Origin of the sequence: Phaeobacter cretensis (assembly GCF_047372505.1) — a bacterium.
GTDB classification, from domain to species: domain Bacteria; phylum Pseudomonadota; class Alphaproteobacteria; order Rhodobacterales; family Rhodobacteraceae; genus Phaeobacter; species Phaeobacter cretensis.
In genome coordinates this window covers 2,001,483-2,019,105 of the sequence record NZ_JBKBEU010000001.1, presented here as the reverse complement: position 1 = coordinate 2,019,105, position 17,623 = coordinate 2,001,483, and the positions used below count along the sequence as shown (strand labels likewise).

At 55.0% G+C, this 17,623-nt stretch carries 15 protein-coding genes; 9 read left to right on the top strand and 6 right to left on the bottom strand.

Annotated features, from left to right (window positions below):
• Window positions 1–142 precede the first annotated feature (142 nt).
• Complete coding sequence (gene ubiG, locus ACEWZM_RS09635) at window positions 143–889, bottom strand: bifunctional 2-polyprenyl-6-hydroxyphenol methylase/3-demethylubiquinol 3-O-methyltransferase UbiG (RefSeq protein ID WP_414006222.1); 747 nt, start codon at window positions 887–889, stop codon at window positions 143–145.
• 49 nt (window positions 890–938) lie between these two features.
• Here ubiG and pip point away from each other — a divergent pair, with 49 nt between their 5' ends.
• The 6 genes from pip (at window position 939) to infB (ending at window position 8,291) form a co-directional block, all read left to right on the top strand.
• A complete protein-coding gene (gene pip, locus ACEWZM_RS09630; protein WP_414006221.1) occupies window positions 939–1,919 on the top strand; it encodes a prolyl aminopeptidase in 981 nt (326 codons plus the stop codon).
• Window positions 1,916–2,761, top strand: a complete 846-nt coding sequence (locus ACEWZM_RS09625; RefSeq protein WP_414006220.1) for an ABC transporter substrate-binding protein — start codon at window positions 1,916–1,918, stop codon at window positions 2,759–2,761. The genes pip and ACEWZM_RS09625 overlap by 4 nt, the downstream gene beginning before the upstream one ends.
• Window positions 2,762–2,936: 175 nt before the next feature.
• Entirely contained in the window at window positions 2,937–3,527 is a 591-nt protein-coding gene (gene rimP, locus ACEWZM_RS09620) for a ribosome maturation factor RimP (RefSeq protein WP_414006219.1), read from the top strand.
• Entirely contained in the window at window positions 3,527–5,152 is a 1,626-nt protein-coding gene (nusA, locus tag ACEWZM_RS09615) for a transcription termination factor NusA (RefSeq protein WP_414006218.1), read from the top strand. The genes rimP and nusA overlap by 1 nt, the downstream gene beginning before the upstream one ends.
• Window positions 5,153–5,178: 26 nt before the next feature.
• Complete coding sequence (locus tag ACEWZM_RS09610) at window positions 5,179–5,799, top strand: RNA-binding protein (protein ID WP_414006217.1); 621 nt, start codon at window positions 5,179–5,181, stop codon at window positions 5,797–5,799.
• An 8-nt stretch (window positions 5,800–5,807) separates the two neighbouring features.
• Window positions 5,808–8,291: a translation initiation factor IF-2 gene (gene infB / locus ACEWZM_RS09605; RefSeq protein WP_414006216.1), complete on the top strand. Its 2,484-nt coding sequence runs from the start codon at window positions 5,808–5,810 to the stop codon at window positions 8,289–8,291.
• A gap of 110 nt (window positions 8,292–8,401) precedes the next feature.
• On the opposite strand, the gene ACEWZM_RS09600 is transcribed toward infB, so the two are convergent.
• From ACEWZM_RS09600 to ACEWZM_RS09585, 4 genes are all read right to left on the bottom strand, one after another.
• Complete coding sequence (locus tag ACEWZM_RS09600) at window positions 8,402–8,536, bottom strand: hypothetical protein (protein ID WP_414006215.1); 135 nt, start codon at window positions 8,534–8,536, stop codon at window positions 8,402–8,404.
• Between the two features lie 159 nt (window positions 8,537–8,695).
• Window positions 8,696–9,094 carry an 8-oxo-dGTP diphosphatase MutT gene (gene mutT, locus ACEWZM_RS09595; protein ID WP_414006214.1) on the bottom strand — a complete coding sequence of 133 codons (399 nt, stop codon included), beginning with the start codon at window positions 9,092–9,094 and terminating at the stop codon, window positions 8,696–8,698.
• Window positions 9,091–10,320, bottom strand: coding sequence for a bifunctional glutamate N-acetyltransferase/amino-acid acetyltransferase ArgJ (gene argJ, locus ACEWZM_RS09590; protein WP_414006213.1), 1,230 nt, complete (start codon window positions 10,318–10,320; stop codon window positions 9,091–9,093). The genes mutT and argJ overlap by 4 nt, the downstream gene beginning before the upstream one ends.
• Before the next feature lie 2 nt (window positions 10,321–10,322).
• Window positions 10,323–11,174 (bottom strand): peptidylprolyl isomerase, encoded by an 852-nt coding sequence (locus ACEWZM_RS09585; RefSeq protein ID WP_414006212.1) that lies wholly within the window; start codon window positions 11,172–11,174, stop codon window positions 10,323–10,325.
• A gap of 177 nt (window positions 11,175–11,351) precedes the next feature.
• Between ACEWZM_RS09585 and secA the strand changes: the two genes are divergently transcribed.
• The 3 genes from secA to ACEWZM_RS09570 all read left to right on the top strand — a co-directional run bounded on the left by secA (window position 11,352) and on the right by ACEWZM_RS09570 (window position 16,702).
• Window positions 11,352–14,051: a preprotein translocase subunit SecA gene (gene secA / locus ACEWZM_RS09580; protein WP_414006211.1), complete on the top strand. Its 2,700-nt coding sequence runs from the start codon at window positions 11,352–11,354 to the stop codon at window positions 14,049–14,051.
• A gap of 149 nt (window positions 14,052–14,200) precedes the next feature.
• Window positions 14,201–15,121 carry a hypothetical protein gene (locus ACEWZM_RS09575; RefSeq protein ID WP_414006210.1) on the top strand — a complete coding sequence of 307 codons (921 nt, stop codon included), beginning with the start codon at window positions 14,201–14,203 and terminating at the stop codon, window positions 15,119–15,121.
• 24 nt (window positions 15,122–15,145) lie between these two features.
• The gene (locus tag ACEWZM_RS09570; RefSeq protein WP_414006209.1) at window positions 15,146–16,702 is read left to right on the top strand and encodes a substrate-binding domain-containing protein; all 1,557 of its coding nucleotides are present in this window, start codon (window positions 15,146–15,148) and stop codon (window positions 16,700–16,702) included.
• Between the two features lie 4 nt (window positions 16,703–16,706).
• Here ACEWZM_RS09570 and radC read toward each other — a convergent pair whose 3' ends face one another.
• Entirely contained in the window at window positions 16,707–17,471 is a 765-nt protein-coding gene (gene radC, locus ACEWZM_RS09565) for a RadC family protein (RefSeq protein WP_414006208.1), read from the bottom strand.
• Window positions 17,472–17,623: the final 152 nt, after the last annotated feature.

Genomic DNA, 17,623 nt, shown 5'->3' with positions numbered 1-17,623 from the left:
GGGCCTCTGTGCATTCACTCGGTGACAGGTCAGTACAAGTTGACCCTGAGAGCAGAAATACCATGAGCCTTAAATTGACCCAACAACGCAGAAGGATGATTGCCTATCCTTAAGTATAGGATAGGATGGTTTTTGGCTGAATTCAGCGGGGTTTTGTGCTTGCTGTGACGTAATTTACGCTCAGATCACGATCTGAAAGTGACCAGGTCCAAAGTACAGGATTGAAAACGAATCCCTTGCGATCAACAGGTGCTAGTCCGGCGTTGGATAACAGATCAAACAATTCATCCGGCGTAATGAATTTTGACCATTCATGCGTGCCACGTGGGAGCCACCGCATAACCACCTCGGCGCCAAAGATCGCCATCGCGTAGCTCTTGGGATTGCGATTGATCGTTGAGCAGATCTGCAGTCCGCCGGGTTTCAACAGGTGCTGCGTAGCTGTTAGGTAGCTGAGCGGATCAGCGACATGTTCGACCACTTCCATGTTCAAAACCACGTCGAACTGCTCGCCAGCCTCCGCCAGCGCCTCAGCGGTGGTGTGGCGATAGTCAATGGACAGACCGGATTGATCTGCATGGACCTGCGCCACGGGAATATTGCCTGCTGCTGCATCCGCGCCGACAACACTGGCTCCCAAGCGTGCCATAGGCTCACTCAGCAACCCGCCGCCGCAGCCGATATCAAGGATTCGAAGTCCGGAAAACGGTGCCTCCTCCGACAAATTGCGTCCAAACTCACCTGCTATCTGTTGGGTAATATAGTCCAGACGACAGGGGTTCAGCATGTGTAGAGGCTTGAACTTACCAGCCGGATCCCACCATTCGGCGGCCATGGCCTCAAATTTTGCGATCTCTGACGGGTCTACCGTGGATTGAGGCGCTTGCATTCCTGTCTCCGTGTGTTCTTTTATCATTCAGGACTAAGTTAGGTCAGTAATGGACAAATACCCGTATCAAAAGCGCGCAGTGCAGTATTTGTACCCGCCCATCGAACCCTTTGATCAGCGGATGGTCGATGTAGGGCAGGATCATCATATTTATGTGGAACAGAGCGGCAATCCGGAAGGCGTCCCTGTCGTTGTCTGCCATGGAGGGCCGGGTGGCGGGAGCAGCCCGGCTATGCGGCGGTATTTCGACCCCGAATACTACCGCATTGTATTGTTTGACCAGCGCGGTTGTGGACGCTCACGGCCGCATGCATCCTGTGAGGATAACACGACCTGGCATTTGGTTTCGGATATGGAGATTATTCGCCGCTTGCTTGGGGTGTCGCAGTGGATGGTGTTTGGCGGCAGCTGGGGCGCGACCCTGTCGTTGATCTACGCACAGGCACATCCCGAACGGGTTCGCCAGCTTATCCTGCGCGGCGTGTTCTTAATGACAAAGTCCGAACTAGATTGGTTCTACGGAGGTGGCGCTGGTCGGTTCTGGCCTGAAACATGGTCGCGTTTTGTTTCATTGATTCCGGATGGCGAGCGTAGCGATCTCATCACTGCCTATAATCGACGGCTGTTTTCTGGAGATACGGCAGAAGAGATCCGGTTCGGCCGGGCCTGGTCGGCATGGGAAAACGCACTGGCATCTATCCACTCCAATGGCACATCGGGCGAAAGCCCGGGAGACTATGCCCGTGCCTTTGCCCGGTTGGAAAACCACTATTTCATCAATGGAGGCTTCCTGGACTACGACGGGCAGATTTTTGCCAATATGGGTCGCATCTCTCACATTCCTGGCGTCATCGTGCAGGGTCGATATGACATGATTTGTCCGCCTGCCTCTGCGTGGCGGCTGAAAGAGCTGTGGCCAAATGCAGAGTTGAAGATGGTACGCAATGCCGGGCATGCTCTTTCAGAGCCGGGAATCAGTGCAGAACTGGTGCGCGCTATGGACCAGATTGCTGAGGAGCAGTTGACATGACACGGATCGACAGGCGTGCGCTGTTCACTTCTGGTGCTGCCGCTGCATTATTGGCTGCAACGGGGACCGCGCTTGCGGACACACCTCGGGTTGGTGGCATCCTACGCCTAGCTGTTCCGCGGGACGGCAGGTTGATGGAGCAGGTTGCTCGCGGAGCGGTGTTCGATACCCTGACCGAGATTGGCGCGGATGGATTGCTGCGGTCTGAGCTTGCAAGCAATTGGAGCAGCAGTCCGGATGCGCGAATTTGGCAGTTTGATTTACGCTCTGATGTGTCGTTCCATAGTCGACAGCCGCTGAGTGCAGAGGACGTCGTAGCGAGCCTCAGTGATAGCGGTTTTAGGGACATGTATTCGGCACAGATTGACGTGCGTACCCTGAATAGTATCAGGATTTCGCTTGGATCTTCGAACCCACATTTGCCATATCTTCTTGCCGACGGCCGTTTTGCCATCTGTGCAAAGGGGGAGGCCAAGGTTGATCTTGCGATGGCGAATGGTACGGGTTGTTATCGGGTTGAACGTGCCCGCGCTGGGCGCGATTTCCGGGCAACCCGGGTGTCGAACCACTACAAAACCGGTCAGGCGGGTTGGGTTGATACGGTTGAGTTGATTGTGATTCCCGATGCTGCGGTTCGCGCTGAGGCGCTGCGTGATGGGTATGTTGATGTTGCCGCACTGCCGGCTCCCGATGGTTTGGTGACGCGTGGTAGTTTCCATTATCATCCTTCGGCTACCGACATGGCGTTGGCGGCCCGCATGGATGTTGGCATGCCCCGCACTATTGGCCGTCGCTCGGCGTTGGATGATGGGCGTATTACCGAGCGGTGGTGGCGCCTCTGATAGACCAGTAGATAGCAGAGTGAGCGCTAGGGGATCTGCCTCTTGCAGTTTGACCTGATCCGGCGTATATCCCGTCGTAACAGCGGCGCGTCGGGCTTAGCCTCCAGCTCCACCGGATAGTTCAACGGGCCGCGCGCCCGTTTTTTTGTGCCCGAATCACAGATCTGGAATTCGTATGACCAATGACCTGATAGCCAAGGCAGCCATCGACCGTCGGCTCGCCGAGATCATCACTCCGGTGATTGAAGATCTCGGTTTTGAGCTGGTGCGTATCCGGCTAATGTCTGGCAAGACAACCACGTTGCAAATCATGGCCGACAAGCCTGATGGCGGTATCGAGGTAGATGGTTGCGCCGAGATTTCCAATGCGGTCAGTGCTACCCTGGATGTCGAAGACCCGATTCTCGACAGCTATGCGCTGGAGGTGTCCAGCCCTGGTATTGACCGGCCCCTGACGCGCCTCAAAGATTTCGAGATGTTCGAAGGCTATGAGGCCAAGATTGAAACCAGTGAATTGATCGATGGACGACGTCGTTTCAAAGGTGAGCTGGCGGGTATTGAAGAAGACGAAGTTCTGATCAACATCGAAGAACACGGTGAGACAATCACCATTGGGCTGAAATTCGATTGGCTGAGCGATGCCAAACTGGTTTTGACCGACGATTTGATCAAAGAAATGCTGCGCCAGCGCAAGGCTGCGGGCACCCTGAACGAAGACGCATTCGACGAAATCGAGGCCGATGGGTCCGAAGAGGAGAAAAAGTAATGGCTATCACATCAGCAAACCAGTTGGAGCTGTTGCAGACCGCAGAAGCCGTAGCGCGCGAAAAGATGATCGACCCCGCTCTGGTTGTCGATGCGATGGAAGAAAGCCTGGCTCGGGCGGCCAAGAGCCGCTACGGCAGCGAAATGGACATCCGTGTGTCCATCGACCGTAAGACTGGCCGTGCGACCTTTACCCGCGTGCGCACCGTGGTCGAAGATGATGCGCTGGAAAACTACCAGGCAGAAATGACTGTCGAGCAAGCCAAGCAATATATGGCTGACCCTGAGGTCGGTGCTGTTTTTGTCGAAGAAGTTCCTCCTGTAGATATGGGTCGTATTGCTGCCCAGTCCGCCAAGCAGGTGATCCTGCAGAAGGTGCGGGAAGCGGAGCGTGATCGTCAGTACGAAGAATTCAAGGATCGCGCCGGTACCATCGTCAATGGTCTGGTGAAGCGCGAAGAATACGGCAATGTCATCGTTGATGTCGGTGCCGGTGAGGCGATCTTGCGCCGCAACGAAAAAATCGGTCGCGAAAGCTATCGCCCCAACGACCGGATCCGTTGCTTTATCAAAGACGTGCGTCGCGAACCTCGCGGTCCGCAGATATTCTTGTCGCGTACAGCGCCAGAGTTTATGGCCGAGCTGTTCAAGATGGAAGTGCCCGAAATCTATGATGGTGTCATCGAGATCAAGGCTGTCGCCCGTGACCCCGGTTCGCGCGCCAAGATTGCTGTGATCAGCTATGACGGTTCTATCGATCCTGTTGGGGCTTGTGTCGGTATGCGCGGTTCGCGGGTACAGGCTGTGGTGAACGAACTTCAGGGTGAAAAGATCGACATCATTCCGTGGAATGAAGATCAGCCGACTTTCCTCGTGAATGCTTTGCAGCCTGCTGAGGTGTCCAAAGTGGTTCTGGACGAAGAAGCCGGTAAGATCGAGGTCGTGGTTCCTGATGAACAGCTGTCGCTGGCAATCGGCCGTCGCGGGCAGAACGTACGCTTGGCGTCGCAGTTGACTGCGCTGGACATCGACATCATGACCGAGGAAGAAGAATCCGCGCGTCGTCAGAAGGAATTCGAAGCCCGTACCAAGCTGTTCATGGAAACACTTGATCTGGATGAGTTCTTCGCACAATTACTGGTGTCTGAAGGTTTCACGAACCTTGAAGAAGTTGCTTATGTTGAGCTTGATGAACTGTTGGTGATTGACGGTGTAGACGAAGGCACTGCACAAGAACTGCAAGCACGCGCTGCTGAGTATCTGGAAGCTCAGGCCAAAGCCGCGATTGACGCTGCCCGCGCATTGGGTGCCGAGGACAGCCTGATAGATTTTGATGGTCTGACACCTCAAATGCTCGAGGCGCTCGCGAAAGATGGCATTAAGACGCTGGAAGATTTTGCCACCTGCGCTGACTGGGAGTTGGCTGGCGGTTGGACCACCAACAAAGGTGAGCGGGTTAAGGATGATGGCATCCTTGAACCCTTTGAGGTGTCGCTGGAAGATGCTCAGACCTTTGTTATGACCGCACGTGTTATGCTGGGTTGGGTCGATCCAACCGAACTCGAAGCAGATGCTGTGGAAGATGCCGACATCGAAGACGGCGAAGCAGAAGAGGGCGAGGCCTGATTTCAGGCCCCGCAGCGAGGGTAGCAATGACACGCGGTGGCAATGAAAAAGACCGACCCGACGGGCCGGAGAGAAAGTGTATTTCAACAGGCGAAATTCAGCCAAAAGAAGGGCTGATCCGCTTTGTTGTTGGTCCCGAAGGTCAGGTTGTTCCTGATGTACTGGGAAAGCTGCCAGGGCGTGGGGTCTATGTCACCTCGACTGAAACTGCGCTCCGTACCGCGATAAAGAAGAAGCTCTTTGCGCGTGGCTTCAAGGCACCGGTGACGGTGCCCGATGGGCTGGAGGACGAAATTAAAGCTCAGGTGCTACGTCGCCTGATCGAGCTGATCAGCCTTGGTCGTAAGTCCGGTGATGCGGTCTCTGGCTATGAAAAGGTCAAGGACTGGTTGGCAAAGGAACACGCCCGCGTGTTGATCCAGGCTTCGGACGGATCGGGACGGGGGAAATCAAAATTGAGCACGCCGCACCGTGGGAAATTCATCGGATGCCTCACTGCGGATGAGCTGGGCATGGCATTTGGGCGTCAAACTGTGATACATGCGGCGCTGGCCTCTGGTGGACTCGGCAAACGTGTTGTAGAGGAAGCGCAACGACTACAAGGTTTGCGCGAAACGGTGGGCGGCAAGGGCCGCACGGAAGGATAAAGAGCTTTATGAGCGATAGTGACGGCAAAAAGACATTGGGTCTTCGTGGTGGGTCTCGGCCCGGGAATGTGAAACAGAGCTTCAGCCACGGTCGGACCAAGAATGTCGTGGTGGAAACCAAGCGCAAACGCGTTGTGGTCCCCAAGCCGACTGCGGCTAAGGGAGGCTCCGGTGCGACGCCATCCGGTGACGCATCTCGGCGGCCGGCTGGTATCAGCGATGCAGAGATGGCACGCCGCCTGAAGGCGTTGCAGGCTGCCAAGGCCCGCGAAGTAGAAGAAGCAGCACAGCGCCAAGCTGAAGAGAAGGCGCGCGCCGAAGAGCGTGAGCGCCGCCGAGCCGAGCTGGAAGCCAAGGAGCGCGAACAGCGCGAGGCCGAAGAGCGTGCCCGTCAGAAAGCTGAAGACGAAGAGCGTAAGCGCGTCGAAGCCGAGGCCGCGGCAAAACGTGCAGCCTCTGATGCTGAAAAGAAAAAATCGGAACCTGCTGCCGCACGCCCGGCACCTGGTCCGTCCGCGCAACCTCGTAAAGGTGACCGCGATCGCGATGACCGCCAGAACCGTAATGCCAAAGGTGGCCGCAACGATGGCGGTGGCCGTCGCTCCGGCAAGCTGACCCTGGGTCAGGCGACTGGTGGCGAAGGTGGCCGTCAGCGCTCCATGGCATCTATGAAGCGTAAGCAAGAGCGCGCGCGTCAAAAGGCGATGGGTTCGGTCGAGCGGGAAAAGGTGATCCGTGATGTTCAGTTGCCCGAGGCGATTGTTGTATCCGAATTGGCCAACCGTATGGCGGAGCGCGTCGGTGAGGTTGTCAAATCGCTGATGAACATGGGCATGATGGTTACGCAAAACCAGACCATCGACGCCGATACAGCCGAGCTGATCATTGAAGAATTTGGCCACAAAGTTGTGCGTGTCTCTGATTCGGATGTCGAAGACGTCATCAAAGAAATCGAAGACAAAGACGACGAACTGAAGTCACGTCCACCTGTGATCACCATTATGGGTCACGTCGACCACGGTAAAACCTCGCTTCTGGATGCGATCCGCGATGCGCGGGTTGTGGCTGGTGAGGCCGGTGGCATCACCCAGCACATCGGCGCCTATCAGGTGACGACGGATGGTGGCGCGGTTCTGAGCTTCCTCGACACTCCGGGTCACGCAGCCTTTACCTCCATGCGTTCGCGTGGTGCACAGGTTACGGATATTGTTGTTCTGGTTGTCGCTGCAGACGATGCTGTGATGCCGCAGACCATCGAAGCGATCAACCATGCCAAGGCGGCGCAGGTGCCTATGATCGTTGCGATCAACAAGGTCGATAAACCGGCTGCCGATCCAACCAAAGTACGTACTGATCTGTTGCAACACGAAGTGATTGTGGAAGCCATGTCCGGCGAAGTGCAGGACGTCGAGGTTTCCGCTGTCACAGGCCAGGGTTTGGATGAACTGCTGGAAGCCATCGCGCTGCAGGCAGAGATTCTTGAGCTGAAAGCCAACCCCGATCGCGCGGCTCAGGGCGCGGTGATCGAGGCACAGCTGGACGTGGGCCGTGGTCCGGTTGCTACTGTTCTGGTTCAGAATGGCACGCTGCGTCAGGGCGATATATTCGTTGTGGGTGAGCAGTACGGTAAGGTCCGTGCGCTGATCAACGACAAGGGTGAGCGCGTCCAAGAGGCGGGCCCGTCGGTGCCAGTCGAAGTTCTCGGTTTGAATGGTACGCCAGAAGCGGGTGACGTTCTGAACGTCACCGACACCGAGGCACAGGCCCGCGAAATCGCTGAATACCGCGAGCAAGCAGCCAAGGACAAACGTGCCGCTGCTGGTGCCGCGACCACGCTGGAGCAGTTGATGCAGAAGGCAAAGGAAGACGAAAACGTCTCAGAGCTGCCTATCTTGGTCAAAGCGGACGTCCAGGGTTCTGCCGAAGCAATCGTTCAGGCGATGGAAAAGATCGGCAACAACGAGGTTCGTGTTCGTGTGCTGCACTCTGGTGTTGGTGCGATCACCGAGTCGGATATCGGTCTTGCAGAAGCTTCAGGTGCCCCGGTTATGGGCTTCAACGTGCGTGCGAATACTTCCGCACGAAACACTGCGAACCAAAAAGGCGTGGAGATCCGGTACTATTCGGTGATCTACGATCTGGTGGATGACGTTAAAGCTGCTGCATCGGGCCTGCTGAGCGCAGAAATTCGCGAGAACTTCATTGGTTATGCCGAAGTCAAAGACGTCTTCAAAGTGTCCAATGTGGGCAAGGTTGCAGGCTGTCTGGTCACCGAAGGTGTGGCACGCCGCTCCGCAGGTGTACGCTTGCTGCGCGACAATGTTGTGATCCACGAGGGCACGCTGAAAACTCTGAAACGCTTCAAAGATGAAGTGGCAGAGGTTCAGTCAGGTCAGGAATGTGGCATGGCGTTCGAAAGCTATGATGACGTTCGCAAGGGTGACGTGATTGAGATCTTCGAGCGGGAGGAAGTCACTCGAACTCTCGATTAATCCGCGATCTGCGTTAAAAATAAAAACCCCGGCCTTTTTAGGCCGGGGTTTTTTTATGGCTCGTTTGCGGGAGGACAAACCAGCCATGAAGATTGGAGCACTCGGTAGGATCAGGCTGCGCGGCCGATTGGCTCACCGTCATAGGTTTTACTGCCGACACGGACAGAGACCTTGCCGTTAGGCAAGCTGCGCACAAATGTGCCCTGGATAAAGATGAATGCGCCCTGCCTAATGGTCATGATCATGATCGTTGCTGCCTCTGGTCGCCAATAGAATGGGCAAATTGCACCCGTTCGTTCCAGAGTTAACGAAAAAGATTAATGAATGGTTTAGCACCCCCCGCCCGGTAAGCTATCGGGAAGGGGCCGCCGCTATGCGGCGGTCAATTCATGAATAGCTTTGGTCTAAAGCCAATCACGCAAGATCGGGATAAGTGGAATATCCGCCGCTGGCATCGGATATTCCCGCAAGTTCTGGCCACGGACCCATTTCAGGGACTGGCCTTCTCTCGCCTGAGGTATGCCATCCCATTTACGGCAGGCAAACAGCGGCATCAGCAAGTGAAAATCATCATAGCTATGGCTGGCAAAAGTCAGTGGTGCAAGGCATGACTGCCAGGTGTTGATGCCCAGCTCTTCTTCGAGCTCACGGATCAAAGCGTCCTCAGGGGTTTCTCCCTGTTCCACTTTGCCACCTGGGAATTCCCACAATCCAGCCATCGATTTTCCCTCAGGGCGCTGCGCAAGCAGTACGCGTCCCTCGACATCGATCAAAGCAACGGCAGAGACCAGAACCGTCTTCATGATCTATAGTCCGCATTGATAGAGATATACTGGTGGGTGAGGTCGCAGGTCCAGACCGTAGCGGCCCCTTCCGCCAACCCAAGATCGACCTTAATGACGATCTCTGTTTTTTTCATCTCAGCCGCGCCATCCGCCTCTTTGTAGTCGGGCGATACCCAGCCTTTTTCTGCGACAAGAACATCCCCAAAGGAGATCGATAGCCGATCCCGGTCGGCGGCGGCGCCGGACTTTCCGATGGCCATGACTACACGGCCCCAATTTGGGTCCGCGCCAGCGATCGCGGTTTTGACCAGCGGTGAATTGGCAATGGATAAACCGTGCACCTTAGCGTCACGATCAGACTTCGCGCCTGTCACTTGGATTTCTACGAATTTGGTTGCACCTTCGCCGTCGCGCACGACCTGATGGGACAGGTCCAGCATTACGTTTTCCAAGGCTGTTGCAAAGGCAGAGCTCCCAGTGACATTTACACCTGATGCACCCGTCGCACAGAGCATCAAACTGTCGGACGTCGAGGTGTCGCTATCGACGGTGATGGAGTTGAATGTCCGGTCACAGATCTTTGACAATAGATCTTGCAGATCACTTTGCGGTATTCGCGCGTCGGTGAAAACATAGACAAGCATGGTCGCCATATCGGGCGCGATCATACCGGAGCCTTTGGCTATCCCGGCAATAGAGACGGTTTTTCCATCTATATCGACAGTGGCTGCAGCACCTTTGGCGAAGGTGTCCGTGGTCATGATAGCTTCGGCGGCATCCTTGATTTTGCCGGCATCCAACCCGTCATTCAGGTCCGCAATTTTGGAAACGATGCGATCATGTGGCAGTGCCTCTCCGATCACACCGGTTGACGCGGTAAAGACCCGCTCCGCCGGAATTCCAACAATCTCTGCTACCGATCGGGTGATCTCTGCGACTGAACTCTGGCCATGATGCCCAGTAAAGGCGTTGGAATTTCCAGAGTTGACCAAGATTGCAGCACCTGTCTCTTCAACATGTCCTGTTGAGGCCAGTTTTGTCTGACAGTCCAGAACAGGTGCAGAGCGGGTCGCAGATTTTGTAAAAACACCGGCGATTGTCGTGCCCGGATCCAGTTGGGCAAGCATCACATCTGTGCGGTCTTGGTATTTAACACCGGCAGCCGCCGACGCAAAGCGAACACCGGCAATCTGTGGCAGATCGGGAAACCGGCCCGGAGCGAGTGGAGAGCGTGGCAGCGCCATATTCAGTTCCTCACCAGATCCAGGTTTTTCAGAATGGCAGGATCGAGATCTTCGACTACGGGCCGTTCGATTTCCGCTTCGGTTGTCAGACTGCGCACACGATTTTCTACGGCGTCTTGGCGCATTTGGACTGCCAATTCCTCGCGAACGTCATCAAAGCTTGGTGCGGCAGATGTGCGACGTTCATTGAGTTTGATCACATGCCAACCAAATTGGGTCTGAACTGGATCAGAGATGTCAGCTGTGCTCATTGCGAGAACGGCCTCTTCAAATTCGGGAACCATGCGGCCTTTTGTGAACCACCCTAGGTCGCCACCGTTTGGGCCTGATGGGCCGGTCGAACGCTCACGTGCCAGGGTCGCAAAATCCGCGCCCGTATCCAACTCGTTGCGAATTTCTACGGCGTCTTCCTCGGTTTCGACAAGAATATGCGAGGCGTTGAACTCATCGCCACCTGTACCGTCGGTATATTTTTCGTCATAAGCAGCCCGCAGATCCTTATCGGACGCAGCGCTTTCCATGACCTTTTCAATGACATCAGCTGCCAGAAGCGAGCGCGCCTCGTTCTCCAGGGACAGGGCGACATATTGCGGCACTTCGCCGTTCAGTTCCTGTTTCAGACTGGTTTGCTGGATCAACTGATCTAGTATCGCATCATAGAGAACATCATCGGGCAGTTGCTGGTATTGTTCCGGCAGAGTGGCCCGCGCAATGATCATGTGACCAATTGTGATGTCTTCGCCGTTCACTGTCGCAACGACGGTGTTGGCATGCGGTGCTGCTGCTGCTGTCACAGGCAGTGTCAAAGCGGCCGCCAGGGCCAGCCCGGACAAATAAGTGAGACCTTTGCGCATTGAATTCTTCCTATTCTCTGGCCACGGCGGGGCGTAGCGTTGACACCGTATTTGCGGGACCTTACATCGCCATGAGGCCTTTGGCAGGACCGCTGTTCCATCATTGTTTATGGGTTGTGGGCGGGGCGGGCAAGCCTGCCAATGTCAGGGGTCAATGACAGGACGGTTGGAGAACACATGCTGGGTATCGGAACACTCGCCAAAAAGGTCTTCGGCACGCCGAATGACCGTAAAATCAAGGCGACACGGCCGTTGATTGCCAAGATCAATGCGCTGGAGCCCGAGTTCGAGAAACTCAGCGATCAAGAATTGCGGGACAAGACCATCGAATTGCGCAAACGTGCGGTCGATGGTACCAGCCTTGACGATTTGCTGCCCGAAGCTTTTGCGAATGTACGCGAAGCGGCTCGCCGCGCGTTGGGTTTGCGAGCCTTTGACACCCAGTTGATGGGTGGCGTCTTCCTTCATCAGGGTAACATTTCCGAGATGAAGACAGGTGAAGGTAAGACTCTTGTTGCAACCCTGCCCGCTTATCTGAATGCGCTGACCGGCAAGGGTGTGCATGTGGTTACGGTGAACGAATATCTAGCCAAGCGCGACAGTGAGTGGATGGGTAAGGTCTTCGCGCAGCTGGGTATGACGACGGGTGTCATCTGGTCCGGGCAACCGGACGACGAGAAGATGGCAGCTTATAATAGCGATGTCACCTATGCGACCAACAATGAGCTGGGCTTTGATTATCTGCGCGATAACATGAAGCCGAGCCTCGATCAGGTTTTCCAGAAGCAACATAACTTTGCTATCGTAGACGAGGTCGACTCCATCCTGATCGACGAGGCACGTACACCGCTGATTATTTCGGGCCCGGCGGAGGACCGTTCGGAACTGTACTCCACCATCGACAAACTGATTCCGCTGCTGAATGACGATCACTACGAGCTGGACGAGAAAACTCGCGGTGTGACGTTTACCGAGGATGGCAACGAATACCTTGAACAACAGTTGATCAGCCACGGGCTGCTGGAAGAGAAAGCCTCACTTTATGATCCTGAGAGCACCACAGTGGTGCACCATGTCAATCAAGCTTTGCGCGCACACAAGCTGTTTCAGCGCGACAAAGACTATATCGTGCGGGACAATGAAGTTGTCCTGATCGACGAGTTCACTGGCCGGATGATGGCGGGCCGCCGTCTTTCTGAAGGGCTGCACCAAGCCATCGAAGCCAAGGAAGAAGTCAAGATTCAACCAGAGAACACGACGCTGGCCTCGGTTACATTCCAGAACTACTTCCGTCTTTATGGCAAGCTGTCGGGTATGACAGGTACGGCTATGACTGAAGCCGAGGAATTTGCCGAGATCTATGGTTTGGGTGTTGTTGAGGTTCCGACCAACCGACCAATCGCGCGTAAGGATCAGGATGATCAGGTTTATCGTACGGCCGTCGAAAAATACGGTGCGATGATCGAAGAAACCAAAAAGGCACACGAAAAAGGCCAGCCGGTTCTCCTGGGCACTACGTCGATTGAAAAATCCGAACTACTGAGCCAGATGCTGGAAAAAGGCGGCATCAAGCACAACGTACTGAATGCGCGCCACCATGAGCAGGAAGCCAAAATTGTTGCCGAGGCTGGCCGTTTGGGGGCTGTGACCATCGCAACTAACATGGCGGGTCGCGGGACCGATATTCAGCTGGGTGGGAATGTCGAACTGAAAGTGTTGGATGCGCTAGATGCGCAGCCCGACGCTGATCCTGTTGCCCTGCGCACGGATGAAGAAGCCAAACACACCACTGAAAAGCAGAGTGTTTTGGAGGCTGGTGGTTTGTACGTGCTGGCTTCTGAACGCCACGAAAGCCGCCGTATCGACAATCAGCTGAGAGGCCGATCGGGCCGTCAGGGCGATCCTGGCCGCACGGTGTTCTACCTCAGCTTAGAAGACGATCTGATGCGTATCTTTGGATCGGAGCGTTTGGATAAGTTGCTGTCGACGCTTGGTATGAAAGAAGGCGAGGCGATCATTCATCCTTGGGTGAACAAATCGCTTGAGCGCGCGCAGGCCAAGGTCGAAGGCCGCAACTTTGACATGCGTAAGAATGTTCTGAAATTCGACGATGTGATGAATGACCAGCGGAAGGTGATTTTTAACCAGCGCCGCGAGATCATGGCCGCTGAGGATCTGTCCGAGATCGTTGCGGATATGCGCCACGAAGTTGTTGATGACCTGCTTGATGAGTACATGCCGGCTAAGACCTACGCTGACCAATGGGACAGCGAAGGGTTGCAGGAACAGGTACGCGAGAAACTGGGGCTCGATGTCCCGGTTGTGGAATGGGCGGCCGAAGAAGGCGTAGATGATGAACAGATTCGCGAACGGTTGGTCGAGGCCAGCGATGCGAATATGGTCGAAAAGACCGACGCCTTTGGCGCAGAAACCATGCGCAACATTGAAAAGCAGGTATTGCTGCAGACCATCGATGCAAAATGGCGTGAACATCTTCTGACACTTGAGCACTTGCGTTCAGTGGTTGGTTTCCGCGGCTACGCGCAGCGCGACCCACTCAATGAATACAAGAACGAGAGTTTTCAGCTGTTCGAGAACATGCTCGATACACTGCGGGAAACTGTGAGCCAACAGCTTGCCCACGTGCGTCCTATTAGCGAGGACGAGCAACGGCAGATGATGATGCAGATGGCTGCGCAGCAGGCGGAGCTTCAAAAGGCAGCAACAGGCGCTTCCGCTGAGACAGTTTTGCAAGAAGCACCTGCAGATGGCTTTGTTGAAGACGACCCGTCAACTTGGGGCAACCCGTCGCGAAATGACAAGTGCCCCTGTGGTTCCGGCAAGAAGTTCAAACATTGCCACGGAAAACTCAGTTAAGATGCCGAAAGGCTGCATTAAACTAGAGTATAGTCCGGTCAAATAAGTGCAAATTGCACGGTTTTGCCAAATTCTCAGCAAGAGGTGGCCATCAATTGGCCGCCTTTTCGCGTCACGTTTCCTTAACCTTTCTCGGTAAGGAGTTGGTAATGATTAGCAAGCGTAAAGCCCTGATGAGTGTCGCAACCCTGTGCAGTGCTTTGGCGATTGGACTTGTCATGCAAAAGACAGCGGGCGATCAGCAAGTCGCCGCTGCGTCGGCGATACCTGTTCCCGGCCAGATGAATGCTGAAGTCGCTGATTTACCCACCGATGCTCCCTTGCAGATCGAGTCGATTAGTTTGACTGCTGCAACGCCGGACCTCAGCCAAGATGACGACCGGGATATCACCCGTCAGGATTTGGAGACAGGCTGTGAAATGACCGCTGAAGCTGTTGCTAGTCCAATGGCGGAGGTTCGTCTGACTGTCCTGTCTTTATGTCGGCCTGGCGAGCGGCTAACCATTCACCACAACGGTATGATGTTTTCCAGTCGCCTCGATTCGACCGGCGCCATGACGGTACAAATTCCAGCGTTGTCACCATCTGCAGTGTTCATCATTGAACCCCAAAATGGGCGCGGTGCCGTGGCGACTGCGACAGTGCCCGACCTGGATTTGGTCAATCGTGTGGTCTTGCAGTGGGGTGGAAATAGCGGATTTGAACTTCACGCTCGGGAATTTGGTGCAGGCTATGGAAGCGCTGGACACGTCTGGCGAGGCGCGGATCTGACGGCTGGCCGTGGCTCGGTAGTACAACTCGGAGATGCTTCCCAATTGGCCCCGCGCCTAGCTGAAGTATACAGTGTTCCTCGCCTTGGCGGTGACCGGAACGGGTCGATTGACCTGACGGTGGAGACCGAGGTGACAGCGATCAATTGCGGACGTGATGTATCCGCACAAACGCTCGAACTGCGTGATGGAACGCTTCGAACCCGCGATCTTACGTTGGCAATGCCCGATTGTGCTGCAACGGGTGATTTTCTTGTGTTGAATAATTTGTTGGAAACCCTGAAAATCGCTGCAAATTAACTAGCGGTTTATTCAGGATTTCTCATGGCTTTGCTTCGTGCGGCGGTATGCGCCGCACTCTTTCTTGTCACCGGGGTCCTGCCGCTGCATGCGCAGGATGTGACACTTTCGTCGCCAGATGGAGCCGTTGAGATCACCGGGAATATTCTCGGGTTTGATGGTGAATATTATCGCGTTGAAACCAAATTTGGTGAGCTGACAGTAGATGGATCAGGCGTCAGTTGCGACGGGCCTGGGTGTCCTAGCCTGTCTGATTTCGTCGCAGAGATTACACTCTCTGGGTCATCGACTATGGCAGAGGTTTTGTTGCCGGCGTTGATCGAAGGATTTGCGTTGCGAAACGGGTTTCAGACACGCAGAGACACGATGCCTAACGAAAATTTTGACTATGTTCTGCTAAGAGATACGGGGCGTGTTGCTGCGAGATTCAGTTTTTTCGTAAGCAATACGGACGAAGGCTTTGCTGATCTTCTGGCCAATGAGGCGGATATTGTAATGGCCCTTCGCGAAATTCGCAGCTCTGAACGTGAGCGTGCCCGCGAGGCGGGGATGGGCGATATGACCGGCTCGCAACGCAGTCGCGTATTGGCGTTGGATGCGATGGTACCTGTTGTGGCGCCGGGCAATCCTGTGAGATCGATTTCAGTATCAAATCTGGCCCGAGTTCTCTCTGGGGAACTCACCAATTGGACAGAGTTGGGCGGAGCTGACGCACCCATTACGCTCCATTTGCCTGTTGCAGGATCTGGTTTGGCACAGGCGATCTCTGATCGACTTCAAAAACCGGATGTCGCCAAGCTAGGCAGTCGGCTTCGCCGTCATGATCGCGGTAGCACTTTGGTGCGTGTGGTTGCGACGGATCCATTTGCACTGGGGTTGGCGAGTTTTGCGGAAACCTCAACTGCGCGGGTTCTGACTTTGCGCGGCGCTTGTGGATTTTCCCTGCGCGCCAATCGCCGTTCTATCAAGACAGAAGATTATCCATTGACGGCGCCGATGTTTCTATATCTGCCGACGAGGCGGTTACCGAAGCTAGCACGCGATTTCCTGAGTTACGTTCGCGGGCCCGGGGCCCAGATCGTAATCCGAAGGGCTGGGTTTGTCGATCAGGCACCAGAACGTATCCCAATGAATATTCAGGGGGATCGACTCGCCAATGCGATTTCGGCCGCAGGGCCTGAGGTCCCGCTAGACGAACTGCAGCGGCTGGTGACGCGGCTGGATGGCTTGCAGCGTTTGACCACCTCATTTCGTTTTGAACCAGGGTCAACGCGCCCCGATGCGCAATCGCGGAGCAATATAAATCAGCTGGCCCGATCATTGGAAGCCGGTGCTTATGATGCCCGTCAACTGGTCTTTGTAGGATTTTCCGATGGAGATGGCCCTGCCAGCGGCAATAAAGCTATCGCCATCAAACGTGCTGAGGCGGTACGTGATGCGGTGATTAAAGCGGCTGAGACGGCGAATATTGAACGCACTGAAATCGAGGTCGCCGCCTTTGGGGAAACGCTACCTATGGCTTGTGAAGATCAGCGCTGGGGCCGGCAGGTTAACCGACGAGTAGAAATTTGGGTTCGGTAGGCGGCTAAAGATAGCCCGCAGACCGAAAGCTGAGTTCGCTGGATTTTCCGATAATCAGATGATCGTGTAACACGATATCCAGCGCTCTAAGGGCTCGTGCAACGCGGTCAGTCATCTCAATATCGCTGGCGGACGGTGTCGGATCGCCTGACGGGTGGTTGTGTACCAAGATCAAAGCGCTAGCGCCGATTTCCAAAGCCCGTTTTGCGATCTCACGTGGATAAACAGGGACATGGTCGACCGTTCCGTTGGCCTGTTCTTCATCCGCGATCAGGGTGTTCTTGCGATCAAGGTAGAGGACACGAAACTGTTCTGTTTCGCGATGTCCCATCACAATGTGGCAATAGTCTAAAAGGGCATCCCAAGACGAGAGCAGGGGGCGGTGCATGACTTTCGCGCGCGCCATTCGGTGAGCCGCGGCCTCCAGAATTTTCAAGTCAGTGATTACCGCCTCACCGATGCCTTTAACCGATGAAAGACGTTCTGGTGACGCTGTGATTACACGATTGAAATCGCCGAATGTATTCAGCAAGAGCCGGGCTAGTGGTTTGACATCCCGGCGTGGGATTGAACGGAAAAGCAGCAACTCCAACAACTCATAGTCGGGCATCGCATGCGCACCACCTTCGGTAAAGCGCGTGCGTAATCGGGTGCGATGGTCCTTAATGTAAGAGGGAAGGCGCGGTCCGGACAGATGTTCAGATTCTATATCTGTGCTATTGGCGAACAACGGTAGCGACGTCTCTTCAAATGTCGGGTCCTTTTGCATGGGTCATGGTGCCGCCTTCATGGTTGAAAAAGTGTTAAGCGAAGGTGATGTGCACCGCGCCTGTTGCGAAGACATCAAAAAAAGCGCCCGATGAAGGGCGCTTTTTGAGGTGATATTCGCAAAGATATAGAGAAAAGGATCGTAAATGATCC

Excerpts from the sequence above, each read along its gene's own strand:
- infB (WP_414006216.1), top strand. The coding sequence starts at position 5,808 with ATGAGCGATAGTGACGGCAAAAAGACATTGGGTCTTCGTGGTGGGTCT.
- ubiG (WP_414006222.1), bottom strand. The coding sequence starts at position 889 with ATGCAAGCGCCTCAATCCACGGTAGACCCGTCAGAGATCGCAAAATTT.
- pip (WP_414006221.1), top strand. The coding sequence starts at position 939 with ATGGACAAATACCCGTATCAAAAGCGCGCAGTGCAGTATTTGTACCCG.
- ACEWZM_RS09570 (WP_414006209.1), top strand. The coding sequence starts at position 15,146 with ATGGCTTTGCTTCGTGCGGCGGTATGCGCCGCACTCTTTCTTGTCACC.
- argJ (WP_414006213.1), bottom strand. The coding sequence starts at position 10,320 with ATGGCGCTGCCACGCTCTCCACTCGCTCCGGGCCGGTTTCCCGATCTG.
- ACEWZM_RS09610 (WP_414006217.1), top strand. The coding sequence starts at position 5,179 with ATGACACGCGGTGGCAATGAAAAAGACCGACCCGACGGGCCGGAGAGA.
- mutT (WP_414006214.1), bottom strand. The coding sequence starts at position 9,094 with ATGAAGACGGTTCTGGTCTCTGCCGTTGCTTTGATCGATGTCGAGGGA.
- ACEWZM_RS09575 (WP_414006210.1), top strand. The coding sequence starts at position 14,201 with ATGATTAGCAAGCGTAAAGCCCTGATGAGTGTCGCAACCCTGTGCAGT.
- secA (WP_414006211.1), top strand. The coding sequence starts at position 11,352 with ATGCTGGGTATCGGAACACTCGCCAAAAAGGTCTTCGGCACGCCGAAT.
- ACEWZM_RS09625 (WP_414006220.1), top strand. The coding sequence starts at position 1,916 with ATGACACGGATCGACAGGCGTGCGCTGTTCACTTCTGGTGCTGCCGCT.
- ACEWZM_RS09600 (WP_414006215.1), bottom strand. The coding sequence starts at position 8,536 with ATGATCATGACCATTAGGCAGGGCGCATTCATCTTTATCCAGGGCACA.
- nusA (WP_414006218.1), top strand. The coding sequence starts at position 3,527 with ATGGCTATCACATCAGCAAACCAGTTGGAGCTGTTGCAGACCGCAGAA.
- rimP (WP_414006219.1), top strand. The coding sequence starts at position 2,937 with ATGACCAATGACCTGATAGCCAAGGCAGCCATCGACCGTCGGCTCGCC.
- ACEWZM_RS09585 (WP_414006212.1), bottom strand. The coding sequence starts at position 11,174 with ATGCGCAAAGGTCTCACTTATTTGTCCGGGCTGGCCCTGGCGGCCGCT.
- radC (WP_414006208.1), bottom strand. The coding sequence starts at position 17,471 with ATGCAAAAGGACCCGACATTTGAAGAGACGTCGCTACCGTTGTTCGCC.